The sequence below is a fragment of the Amycolatopsis sp. PSD-21 genome, from assembly GCF_055561455.1.
Window position 1 is genome coordinate 4,843,021 of sequence record NZ_CM145712.1, and the last position, 12,536, is coordinate 4,855,556.

Consider the following 12,536-nt stretch of genomic DNA (forward strand, 5'->3'; position numbering starts at 1 on the left):
GCCAACTCAGGGAGCGACCGGCCCCGCCTTGCCGTACAGCCCGTTCCCCGCCCAGTTCACAAGATCGTGCGAGGGCCGCGCAGGCGGGACAGGCACGAAGTTCGCCGCGTCGTCCACGCTTCCGGTGCCGTCGTACTTCGCTTGCAGCGGGTACGGGAACACCGGCCGCGTGCGGAAGACCTTGCCGTCGGCGTCGCGGCCGGTGGCGATCGTCCGGTCCGGCGCGGTGCCGCGCTCGACCCAGGAGACGAGTTCCTTCAGCGGGTCGTATTCGGTCAGCTTGTCGCCGGTCGCGCAGTGGTACAGGCCGGGCACCATGAACAGTCGCGCCCAGTCCCGCGTCGCGGCGGGGCCGCCGTTGGCACGGGTGAGCCGTTCGTAGTAGTCGATGCTGCCCGCGGCGGGGATCGCCTGGTCCGCCCAGCCGTGCCAGATCACGAGTTTCCCGCCAGCGCGCCGGAATTCGCGCAGATCCGGCGCCATCGCGTTGGAGCGGACGCCTTCCGGGGTCAGCCTGTCGAATTCACGGGCGGTGAAGCCGAACTTCTCGACCGACGAATGCGGTGTCCCGATCGGGTAAGCCATGTACTTCAGGTAGTTGTCGGCGAGCGCGTGCGCGAACGGGATTCCGCCGGTTTCCGGCGACGGGATGATCCAGCCGTACCAGGAGAGTTCGGAGCCGACGGTCTGGCCGCCCGGGTACAGTTTGCGGCCGCGTTCGTCGGTCGGCGGCGCGTAGATCTTCTTGGTGGCTTCGACCTGCGCGGCGGTGAGGCAGCCCGCGTTGTCGGTGCCCGGTGGGCAGGCGATCGTCGCCGGGTCGAAGCGGCAGGTGCGCGGATCGTCGATGGCGCCGTCGCCGAGCCCGTCGGACTTGTCGCAAGTGGACAGTGCGGCGGCGTGCAGGGCCGGCAGTTTGTCCTCGGTCAGGATCGGCTTGCCGTCGGCGCCGGTGTTCACCTTGGCGAGCCAGGTCTGGTAGACGCCGAGCAGCGGCCCCCAGTATCCGGCCGGCGCGCCGGCGACGATGCCGTCGAAGTCGTGGGGATAGCGCTGTGCGAGCAGAAGCGCCTCGCGACCGCCGTCGGAGCAACCGCTGAAGTACGACTTCTTCGGCGGAGCGCCGTAGAAGTGCGTGATCAGGCGCTTGGCGGCCTTCGAGACCACGTGCGGCGCGCGGAAGGCGAAGTCGTCGCGCGCGGCCTGATCGTTTTCGGCCCACTTGCCGTCGTCGACGATGGCCGGGGTCTTGCCGACGTGCCCGTCGTCGGTGGCCGCGACGGCGACGTCACCGCCGTGCGGGAGGCCGCAGTCGGCGAACGGCGGCGTGGTGACCACCCCGCAGAAGCCGCCGCAGCCGAACTGCAGGTACCGCCCCGCGTAGGTCTTGGTCGGCAGCCGCAGCTGGAACCGTACCGCCGGTTCGACGTAGCCGCGGACGTCGCAGTTCTCCGGTTCGGTCGCCGTCGCAGGCACCACGGTCGCGGTTTCGACGTGCGTGACCGCGCCGGGGACGTCATAGGTCCGCACCAGGTCGGCGCAGGTTCGCACCGGGCGGAAGGTCGTTTCGCCGGCTGTGGCCGCCGGTGCCGTGAGTATCGAGCCTGCCGTGACGAGCGCTGCCACGCCGAGCATGGACAACCGCCGCATGTCCCCACCCCAGTTTCCCGGATCGGCTTCAGTCGTGTCTTCACCCTGGCCCCGGCCCCGCCGGTTGTCCACCAGGTTTCCGGGCATCCGGGTTGTCCAGTTCGGGCCAGGTTTGTCCGAGTGTCTTGACATCGATGTCACAACCGAGTTTTTCTCTCTTGGCGTCACCGGTCCCCCTGCGAGAAAGCATTGGTGCAACGATGCCCCGAAGCGTCAGACCCTGGGTCTGCAGCCTTCTGAGTGCCACGGTCGTGGCGTCCGGGCTGGTAGCCCTCCCCGCCACCGCCGCGGCCGAAGAGGCCCCACCGGATTTCTACTCGTCCTTCGAGCAAGGTGAACCGCAGCCGACGTGGAGCGACACCGTCGACGTCGACCCGTCCGGCAAGCCGAAGGCCTTCGGTGTCGACGGCGCGAACGCCACCACCATCCCCGGTGACATCCGCGGCAAGGTCACCGAGGTCTCCGCCAACAGCGAGAACACCCCGAACGAGGGCGTGGCGAACCTGGTCGACGGGTCGACCGACACCAAGTGGCTGGCTTGGACCCCGACCGGCTGGGCGCAGATCGCGCTGTCCGAGCCGACGTCGATCACCCGGTACGCGTTGTCCTCGGCGAACGACTTCGACAACCGCAACCCGCAGGACTGGACGCTGAAGGGCTCCACCGACGGCCAGTCCTGGACCGATCTGGACAGGCAGACCGGGCAGAAGTTCAGCGAGCCGTTCCAGAAGAAGGAGTACCGCCTCGCCGCCGCGAGCGCCGCGTACAAGTTCTTCCGGCTCGAGATCACCAAGAACAACGGTGGCCCGATCCTGCAGCTCTCGGAGCTGCTGCTGGCCAACGAGGACCCGGCCCCGCCGGCGTTGCCGAACATGCGCAGCTTCACCGACAGCGGCCCGGGCAGCGGTTACACCAGCAAGAACCGGGTCGGGTTCACCGGCCTGCGCGCGTTCCGCTACTCCGGCAGCCACAAGGCGCAGGGGCACGGCTGGTCGTACAACAAGATCTTCGACGTCGACATCCCGGTGGCTGCGACCTCGGAACTGTCGTACAAGGTGCAGCCGGAGTTCATCCGCGGCGACCTCAAGTACCCGAGCACGAATGTCGCGGTGGACCTGGCGTTCACCGACGGCACCTACCTGAGCCAGCTCGGCGCGGTCGACCAGTACGGTTTCGGGCTCTCCCCGCAGGGCCAGGGCGCGAGCAAGGTGCTCTACACCAACCAGTGGAACCTGGTGCGCTCGCAGATCGGCGTGGTCGCCAAGGGCAAGACGATCGACCGGATCCTGGTCGGCTACGACAACGCGGACGGCCCGGGCTCGCTGCAGGGCTGGCTGGACGACATCACGGTCTCGGCGACGCCGACGCCGCCGGCGAGCCTTCGCCCGTCCGACAACGTGCTCACCACGCGCGGATCGCTGTCGAACGGGTCGTTCTCGCGTGGCAACAACATGCCCGCGACCGCGGTCCCGCACGGGTTCAACTTCTGGATCCCGACGACCGACGCGGGCACGTTGAGCTGGATGTACTCCTACCACTCGCGCAACAACGAGCAGAACCTCCCGGCGCTGCAGGCGTTCTCCGCGAGCCACGCGCCGAGCCCGTGGATGGCGGACCGGCAGACCTTCCAGTTCCTGCCCTCGACCGCGTCCGGGGTGCCGAATCCGGACCGTGAGGCGCGGAAGCTGCCGTTCAAGCACTCCAACGAGACCGCGCGGGCGCACTACTACGGCGTCGACTTCGAGAACGGGATCAAGGCCGAGGTCGCGCCGACCGATCACGCGGCGCTCTATCGCTTCAAGTTCCCCGGGGCGGATTCGAACCTGATCTTCGACAACGTCAACAACAACGGCGGGCTGACCCTCGACCCGGCGGGCCGGTCCATCACCGGGTACAGCGACGTGAAGAGCGGGCTGTCGGCCGGTGCGACCCGGATGTTCGTCTACGCGACCTTCGACAAGCCGGTGACCGCCGGTTCGAAGCTGTCGACCGGTTCGGGTGACCAGAAGCGGGACAACGTCCTCGGCTACCTGAAGTTCGACGCGGGTGCCGACAAGACGGTGAACATGCGGATCGCGACGTCGCTGATCAGCGTGGACCAGGCGAAGAGGAACATGGAGCAGGAGCTCGCCCCGAACGCGACGCTCGAATCCGTCGCCGACACCGCGCAGAACGCATGGGACGAGAAGCTCAAGGTCATCGAGGTCGAAGGTGCCTCGAAAGACCAGCTGATCACGCTGTACTCCAACCTGTACCGCCTGTTCCTGTACCCGAACTCGGGTTTCGAGAACGTCGGCACGGTCGAGAAGCCGGTGAAGAGGTACGCGAGCCCGGTGTCGCCCAAGGCCGGTCAGGACACGCCGACCCAGACCGGGGCGAAACTGGTCGACGGCGAGTTCTACGTCAACAACGGGTTCTGGGACACCTATCGCACGGTGTGGTCGGCGTATTCGCTGCTGAGCCCGGACACCGCGGGCAGGCTCGTCGACGGTTTCGTGCAGCAGTACCGTGACGGCGGCTGGATCTCGCGCTGGTCCTCCCCCGGTTACGCGGACCTGATGACCGGGACCAGCTCGGACGCCGCGTTCGCGGACGCCTATCTCAAGGGAGTCAAGGGTTTCGACGTCCAGTCGGCCTACGACTCGGCGATCAAGAACGCCACGGTGACCCCGCCGAACGGCGCGGTCGGCCGCAAGGGCATCGACGAGGGCACGTTCCTCGGGTACGCGCCGAACACCGCGGACCACGGGTTCTCGTGGGCGATCGAGGGTTACGTCAACGACAACGCGATCGCGAACATGTCGAAGAAGCTCCACGACGAGGCTCCGGCGAACGATCCGCGCAAACAGGAGTACCTGGACAACTACGGGTACTTCACCGAGCGGGCCACCCAGTACGTGAACGTGTTCGATCCGAGTGTCGGCTTCTTCCAGGGGCGTGACGCGGCGGGCAAGTTCACCCGGAGCAAGGAGGAGTTCGACCCGGAGGTCTGGGGTATCGACTACACCGAGACCAACGCCTACGGCATGCGGTTCTCGGTCCCGCAGGACGGACAGGGCCTGGCGAACCTCTTCGGCGGCAAGGCGGGGCTGGCGTCCAAATTGGACGAGTTCTTCGCCAAGCCGGAGCAGGGGCTCAAGTTCGGCACCTACCCCGGGGTCATCCACGAGATGACCGAGGCGCGGGACGTGCGGATGGGCATGTACGCGCATTCGAACCAGGCCGCGCATCACACGCTCTACATGTACGACTACGCGGGTCAGCCGTCGAAGACGCAGGCGAAGGTCCGCGAGGCGCTGGCCAGGTTGTACGTCGGCAGTGAGCTCGGCCAGGGCTACGGCGGTGACGAGGACAACGGCGAGCAGTCGGCCTGGTGGCTGTTCGGCATGCTGGGCTTCTACCCGCTGCAGGTCGGCAGCTCGGACTACGCGATCGGCTCGCCGCTGTTCACCAAGGCGACCGTGAACCTGCCGGGTGGCAAGAAGATCGTGGTCAACGCGCCGAAGAACAGCGCGAAGAACGTCTACGTGCAGGGTCTGAAGGTCAACGGCAAGGCGCAGACCTCGACGTCGCTGCCGCATTCGGCGATTGCGAACGGCGGGACGCTCGACTTCGACATGGGCCCGAACCCGTCGTCGTGGGGCACCGGCCCGGACGACGCGCCGAAGTCGATCACCAAGGGCGACGCGGTGCCGACCCCGGTGCACGACCTGACCAAGCCGGTCTCCGGCGGGGACGCCGCGTTCTTCGACAACACGTCGCGGACCGAGGCGAAGGTCAAGGCGCCGATCCAGTACCAGGTGCCCTCGACGAACGAGGCGGGTTCGTTCTACACGCTGACTTCGGGCAAGGGCGCGGGTGACGCGAAGAGCTGGGTGCTGAAGGGTTCCTACGACGGGAAGACGTGGGCGGTCGCGGATCAGCGGACCGACCAGACGTTCCAGTGGCGTCAGCAGACCAGGGCGTTCAAGATCGCGAATCCGGCGCACTACGCCTACTACCGGCTCGAGGTCACCGCGACCACGGGTGGCGAGGCTTCGCTGTCGGAGTTCGAGGTGCTGGGCAAGCCCGACGCGGCATGTACGGAGACGATCACCGGCGAGCGCAAGGGGCCGCTGACCGTGCGGAACGGGGTGACCTGTGTGGACGGTGCGACGATCTCCGGTCCGGTGTCGGTGTCGGCGGGGGCGAGCCTGATCGTCCGCGGCGGCTCGATCTCCGGTCCGCTGACGGCGAACGGCGCGGCGCAGGTCGTGCTGGACCGGACGAAGGTGGGCGGCCCGGTGGCGATCACCGGGACGACCGGGACGGTCTCGATCGAGCTGACCGAGATCGGCGGGCCGGTGGCGTTGACGGGCAACAAGGGGCCGGTGCTGACTGCCAGCACGATCGGCGGACCTCTGGCGTGCGCGGCCAACTCCCCCGCTCCGACGGACTACGACCTGCAGAACACCGTCCGCGGCCCGGCCGCCGGGCAGTGCGCGAAGCTGTAGTCCTCCGGTAAGTACGTGAAGGCCCCCTTCCCTCGGCTGAGCCGAGGGAAGGGGGCCTTCACGCGCTTCGGGCACGCAGGATGCCGAAGCCGACCAGCGCCGCGGAGAGCAGGGTGAGCGCGAGACCGGCACAGGTGATCGCCTTCGGGAAGTCGGCCGCCTGCTGAGCCGCCGTCAGTGCGCCGGGGAAGAACAGCGCGAGGATGGTGCCGCTGAGCGCTATACCGATCCCAGTCGTGACCTCGCTGGCGGTGTCGACGAGCGCGGCTCCGATGGTGGTCCGGTTCGAGGGCAGGCCGCGCATGACGTTGGTGCCCGCCACGACACCGACCACGCGCATCCCCGCCGCGACGAGGGCGAGCGCGACGGCGATCCAGCCGTAGCCGAGCCCGCCGAACACGGTATAGACCGCGAGTCCGCACACCACCGCGGCGGCGCTGAGCCAGGCGGCCTTGGTGAGGCCGAGGCGGGTGTTCAGCGGGCCGATGAGGGCGCCGCCGGCGATGAGGACGACGACCTGGGGCAGCATCCCCAGCGCGGCTTGCGCGGGTGTCCAGCCGAGACCGAATTGGAGCTGCAGGGTCACGAGGTACCCGAGCCCGGCGGTCGCCAGCCCCGCCGCGGCCTTGAGTGCCAGGCCGCTGGACACGAGCGGGCGCGCGATCAGTTTCAGGTCGAGCAGGGGGTGCCGGGCGGTCTTCTCACGGACGACGAAACAGGTCCCGGCGGTCAGCGCGGCCACGGTGGCGCCCCAGGGCAGAGCCGATGCCGTGCCCGCTTCGACGAAGAGCGTCGGGGCGAGCAGCGCGAGGACGATCGTCGCGGTTCCTAACACCGCACCGGCGATGTCGATCGGATCGCGGTGCAGGCCGGCGGGATCGTCGGCGGGGATACCGGCCCGGATACCGAGGAACGCCAGCGCGGCGACCGGCACGTTGACCAGCAGGAGCGCCTGCCACGGCGCGACGGTGAGCACGAGCCCGCCGGCGGTGGGGCCGACGGCGAGGCCGATCAGGCCCACGGTCGAGATCAGTGTGGTCGCACGGACACGCAGGACGTCCTCATCGAACAGGCGGAACGCGAGGGCGAGCGAACCCGGGGTGGTCATCGCGGCCGCGACACCCATGAGCGCCCGGACGGCGATGAGCTGCCACGCGGCGGTGACGAGCAGCGTGGCCAGGCTCGCCATGCCGAGCAGGACGAGGCCGGTGAGCATGATCTTGCGCCTGCCGACCCGGTCGGCCAGCGCGCCGAAGGCCAGCATCAGGCCGCCGAACACGACGGAATACGCGCCGGTCACCCATTGCAGGGTGGTCGTCGAGGCGGAGAGCTCACGGCCGATGGTCGGCAACGCGACGTTGAGGATCGAGTTGTCGAGCATTTCGACCAGGAACACGGCCGAAAGCCCGGCCAGCGCGGGCCATGCTTCGCGCAGGGAATGGTTTTGAACAGGGGAACGCAAAGGTCGACTCCTTCGAAGTGAAGGAGTGACGGTTCGTTCGATACCGCGTATGCGCGTGCCCAGTCGAGGAGAGCACGTTTCTACCCCGATGCCTCGATCCTACTGCACTCGTGATCAGAAGGACGACTCCTGTGATCAGGTGGACGACACGCGTGATTGGACGGACGACACGGCTTGTCGTCCGCCGTCGAGTGTCGCGAAAGCCACTTTCGGGACATCAGACGTCGCGATAGTGGCTTTCGCGACAGCACTTCCGATCGGTCTGCCGATCGTGGCAGGTCAGGCGGAAGCGCCCCGCACCGCCAGTTTCTGCACGTCCAGGTACAGGCACCCGGCCGTCGTGGGCTGCGGCGAACAGGTCCTGTCCGGATAGAACGACAGCTGGTTGGACGAAACGGTCAGCCGCACGAACCGCACGCCGGTCGCGCTGCCCGGCGCGAGCTGGAGCGCGGTGAGCTTGTTCAGATCGGCGGGCTTGAAGTCACCGGTGCCCGCCTTCACCCACGTCGTGCCGTCTACCGAGGTCTCGACGGTGACGTCCTTGGCCGCGGCGGGCGGGTCGTCGCCGCAGACGTTGGCCGGGTCGATCTCGATGGCACTGACGTCGACCGGTTTGCCGAGTTTGATCGTGACGAACCGCGACTCGACCGTGCCGTCGGGGCGGACGACCCTGTCGGTCGACCAGCCGCCCCCGCCGAGCACCGACGAGGCCAGCAGATCGCCGGGACCGCAGCCGTACTGGGTGAAGTCCTCGCCGTTGAACGCGGTGACGCCGGCCCCGGCTCCGCTGGAGGCCCAGTTGAACCGCAGCGACCAGTCGACCTTGGTGGTCCCCGACCGCACCGAGACCGCGCGGATCTCGCCGTCCGCGCCACCTCCGTGCGCGTAGACCTTCGGATAGGTGCCGGGGAGCACGCCGGGGATGGTGTAGACGCCGGCCGCGTCGGTGACCGCGGACAGCGATCCGGCGAACCCGGAGTCGTGCCCGCTGAACCGCACGGCGACACCCGCGATCGGCGCCCCGCCCTCGCGGTCGGTGACCTTGCCGGTCACGGTCCCGGTCGGCATGCCCGCGGGCGGCGGCGTGGAGAAGTCCTCGGCCGGCGCGGTGTCGGCGCCGGTGATCGACCCGGCGAAGTAGCCCATGCCGCGTGCCGCGAACGCCTTCCACAGTTTCGCGTGCCCACGGCCGCCGTTGATCACCGTGTCGGCCTGCAGGATCGAGTTCCGCATGTCCAGGAAGGACGGCGACGCGGGCGAAAGCTCCATCGCGCGGGTGACCAGCGCCCGTGTCAGCTGCACACCGAGCGCCGAGCGGATGTCCCACAGCGCGCTCGCCCAGATCTCGCCGTCGGCGTGGACCTCCGGGAAGCCGATGATCCGGCCGAGATCGCCGTAGGTGTAGCCACCGGGGCCTGCTCCCGGCGTGCCGGGGCACTGCGGCGCGCCGGCGCCGACCGGGCAGTCCAGCGGCTGGGTGCGGGCGAGGGGGACACCGTTGCTGACGTAGTCGCCGCCGAGGAGCTCGCCGGGAGCCGAGGTGTCCTTGACCGCGTTCCGCCCGACGAGGTAATCGAAGGCGTACCAGTCGCTCCACGCCTCGCCCATCGCGCCGGACTGGAAGGAGTTGAGCGTGGAGTTGCCCTGCGCGTCGACGACGAGCCGGTTGGACAGGCCGTGGCCGTATTCGTGGTGGATGATCGTGGCGTCGTCGGCGGAGTTCGCGGCGAGGAACGGGTCGTCGGGATTCCTGGGGTCGTGGAACAGGAACATCCCCATCGTCGGCGGCTGCCCGTCGGGCGGGGTGCCCATGAACGCGTTGTCGTAGTAGCCCGGTTCCTGCGCGCCGAGCAGGGTGTGGACCTGGACGGCGTCGCCGTCGACCTTCTCGAAGTTGCCCGCCTGCCGGGTGAAGCCGATCGGGAAGGAGGCGAGGTGGTCGTGGAAGCTCCCGACGTAGGCCAGTGCCTGAACGGCGTTCTGTTCGCGGTTCTTCGCCCACGAGCCCGGGGTCTTCGGGTCCCAGGAGCACGGTCTCGCCGCCGAGCAAGGCGGGCCGACGACGGCGGTGAAGTCGGTGAACTTGTACCGGAAGGTGCCGTCGGTGTTCCGGCTGATCTCTTCCTGCGGCTGGAATTTCAGGTCACCGTTGACGTCGGCGGCGACGTGCGCGACGTTGCCGTCCAAGGTCTTGGCGTCGGCGGGCAGCCAGCCCTTCCGGCTCAGGTCGACCTGCTTCTGCGGGCCTGGCTGGGCTTCCCAGGCGAGCCCCTTGGCGCCGGCGGCGTCGTCGTTGGCGTGGTTCACCAGGTTCTTGCGGTAGAGCAGCTTGCCGGTGCCGGCGTCGGTCACCTCCTGGAACATCTTGTCCACGGCGGGTTTGGTCAGCGTGTACCAGGCGGGGCGGAGCCCGTCGCCGGTCAGGAACGCGACCTGCTTGGAGTCCGGGGCCGGGGCGGCCAACGTCGTCGCGCCCAGCGAGGCGGGAAGATCGCGCACGGGCGCGCCGTCCAGCTGGATCAGCCTGCCGTCCTTGGTGACGTGCGCCTTCAACCCGTTGCCGAACACGGGGATCCCGCCGACGGACTGGGTGAAGGAGAGATGGTGTGTGCCTTCGACGTCGACGTAGTCCTTGCGCAGGTTCAGTTTCGCGGTGTCGCCGGCGCTGAGACCGACGAGTCCTTCCTTTTCCCGCAGGTAGTTCAGCACGATGTCGCGGGGTGACGCGCCGCTCGGTCCGGTGAGGAACCCGTCGGTGCGGGCCAGGACGCGAGGTGTGCCGGTCAGCTCGTCGAAGTCGAGCAGGGCCTGGTGTCCCAGTTCCGCCCGTGCCTTCGTGACGGACGTCGCACGGGACGCCGTGAGCCGGTCCCGCGCGGCGAGGACGCGCGGGCTGGTTCTCGCCGTGTCGCGGACATCGACGTCCTTCCCGGATCTGTCCGGCGTGGTGTGCACCGCGCCCGGTGCCGGTGCCGCGCCGGCTTCGGGCGCTGTGACCAGCGCTAACACTGTGATGGCGGTCGCGGCGCACAGCGAAGCACGCGAACGCGACGAACGTGACGTCACTCCAGACCCCTCTCTCGGTGGTGACGCAGACGTTCCATTCGTACCGATACAGTCACGGTGGCATCAGCGCCGATCAGGTACGGCGATCCCGGTGAGCGGTACCCTCGCCGAAGGGGTGTCCACAGTGGATTGAGCGGGATTCGTGGGGGAAAATGGACGGCGCGACGGAATTCGAGCGGCTGCGGCCCGTCATGTTCGGGCTCGCGTACCGCCTGCTCGGATCGGCCGTGGAGGCGGAGGACGTCGTTCAGGACGCCTACCCGAAGTGGGCGGGCGCCGAACACGGGTCGATCGCGTCGCCGCGGGCGTGGCTGGCGAAGGTGGTCACCAATCTCTGCCTGAACCGGCTGACCTCGGCCAGGGCACAGCGGGAGCGGTATGTCGGGCCGTGGCTGCCCGAACCGGTCCTGACCTCGGACGACGTGCTCGGTCCGCTGGAGACGGCGGAGCAGCGGGATACGGTGTCGCTGGCGATGCTGGTGTTGCTGGAGCAGCTCAGCCCGGTCGAGCGGGCGGTGTTCGTGCTCAAGGAGGCCTTCGCCTACAGCCATCGTGAGATCGCCGCGATCCTCGACGTCTCCGAGGTCAACTCGCGCCAGCTGCACAGCCGCGCGCGAAAGGCGCTTGACCGCTCGCCTGAGCGACGGGTTTCGGACCCGCGGCAGCTCGAGAAGCTGGTCGAGAGCTTCCTGTCGGCGGCGCGGGACGGCGATCTGCCCGCTTTGGAGAGTCTGCTGACCGCCGACGTCACGGCGTGGTCGGACGGCGGCGGCAAGGCCACCGCGGCCCGGCGTCCGGTGCACGGCGCGGCGAAGGTCGCGCGGCTGTACGCCGGGATGTTCGCCGGTGTCGGGCAGGTGTCGATCGGGATGCTCGAGGTCAACGGCGGACCCGCGGTGGTCGCGAGGGCCGGTGACGTCCTGTTCGGCATCCTCGGGTTCGAGGTGGTCGACGGGCGGATCCGCGGCCTCCACGCGGTCGCGAATCCGGAGAAGCTCGCGTTCCTTTCGGGACAGCTGTCACGTTCCGGATGGCCCGCCGGTTCTGGGGAGTGGAAGCTCTCGTGAACGGAGGACCAAGGTGACGAACCCGATTCTGGTGACCGGCGGTACCGGCGATCTCGGCCGCGAGGTGGTGCGGCGGCTGGTGGCCGGAGGCAGGCCGGTCCGGATCATGAGCAGGCGGCCACGTCCCGCCGATGAGCCGAACGAATGGGCGCGGTGTGATCTGAAGACCGGTGACGGTCTCGCCGAGGCGGTCGACGGTGTCTCGGCGATCGTCCATTGCGCGTCGACGCTGGGGCGCGGGGACGAGCAGGTGACGCGGAACCTGGTCGAGGCGGCGAAGCGGGCGGGCGGTCCGCATCTGGTGTACATCTCGATCGTCGGCATCGACGTGATCCGGTTCTTCTACTACGACGAGAAGCTGGCCTGCGAGAAGGTGATCGAGAAGTCCGGTCTGCCGTGGACGGTGCTGCGGGCGACCCAGTTCCACGACCTGGTCGCGCGGATGTCGTCCGCGCAGCGGCGGCTGCCGGTGACGATCGTGCCGTCGGGATTCCGGTTCCAGCCGGTCAGCACCGGCGACGTCGCGGACAGGCTGGTCGCGCTGGTGTCGGCTCCGCCGTCGGGGCGGGCGCCGGACCTGGGTGGCCCCGAGGTGCGGAGCGCCCGTGACCTGGCGGAGGCGTATCAGCGGTCGGCCGGGCGCCGGAAGCCGATCGTGTCGTTGTGGCTGCCGGGCAAGGTGGCCAGGGCGTTCCGGGCGGGCGGCAACCTGACGCCGGAGAACGCGACCGGCGCAGGCACCTTCGAGGAGTTCCTTTCCTCACGCGTTTAGTCCTCTCGATGCGGCACACCGAGCCG

At 68.8% G+C, this 12,536-nt stretch carries 6 protein-coding genes; 3 read left to right on the top strand and 3 right to left on the bottom strand.

All coding sequences use genetic code 11. The features are described 5' to 3' along the window. Positions 1–6 precede the first annotated feature (6 nt). The gene (locus ACZ1DY_RS22930) at positions 7–1,650 is read right to left on the bottom strand and encodes a tannase/feruloyl esterase family alpha/beta hydrolase (RefSeq protein ID WP_465480778.1); all 1,644 of its coding nucleotides are present in this window, start codon (positions 1,648–1,650) and stop codon (positions 7–9) included. A 200-nt stretch (positions 1,651–1,850) separates the two neighbouring features. On the opposite strand from ACZ1DY_RS22930, the gene ACZ1DY_RS22935 reads away from it, so the two are divergent. Further along, positions 1,851–6,143 (top strand): GH92 family glycosyl hydrolase, encoded by a 4,293-nt coding sequence (locus ACZ1DY_RS22935; protein WP_465480779.1) that lies wholly within the window; start codon positions 1,851–1,853, stop codon positions 6,141–6,143. 58 nt (positions 6,144–6,201) lie between these two features. Here ACZ1DY_RS22935 and ACZ1DY_RS22940 read toward each other — a convergent pair whose 3' ends face one another. Both ACZ1DY_RS22940 and ACZ1DY_RS22945 read right to left on the bottom strand, forming a co-directional pair. After that, positions 6,202–7,605 (bottom strand): MFS transporter, encoded by a 1,404-nt coding sequence (locus tag ACZ1DY_RS22940; RefSeq protein WP_465480780.1) that lies wholly within the window; start codon positions 7,603–7,605, stop codon positions 6,202–6,204. 279 nt (positions 7,606–7,884) lie between these two features. Next, positions 7,885–10,671, bottom strand: a complete 2,787-nt coding sequence (locus ACZ1DY_RS22945; protein ID WP_465480781.1) for a M36 family metallopeptidase — start codon at positions 10,669–10,671, stop codon at positions 7,885–7,887. Positions 10,672–10,823: 152 nt separating this feature from the next. On the opposite strand from ACZ1DY_RS22945, the gene ACZ1DY_RS22950 reads away from it, so the two are divergent. Both ACZ1DY_RS22950 and ACZ1DY_RS22955 read left to right on the top strand, forming a co-directional pair. Continuing rightward, positions 10,824–11,738 carry an RNA polymerase sigma-70 factor gene (locus tag ACZ1DY_RS22950; protein ID WP_465480782.1) on the top strand — a complete coding sequence of 305 codons (915 nt, stop codon included), beginning with the start codon at positions 10,824–10,826 and terminating at the stop codon, positions 11,736–11,738. Between the two features lie 13 nt (positions 11,739–11,751). Then, positions 11,752–12,510, top strand: coding sequence for an SDR family oxidoreductase (locus tag ACZ1DY_RS22955; protein ID WP_465480783.1), 759 nt, complete (start codon positions 11,752–11,754; stop codon positions 12,508–12,510). Positions 12,511–12,536 lie beyond the last annotated feature (26 nt).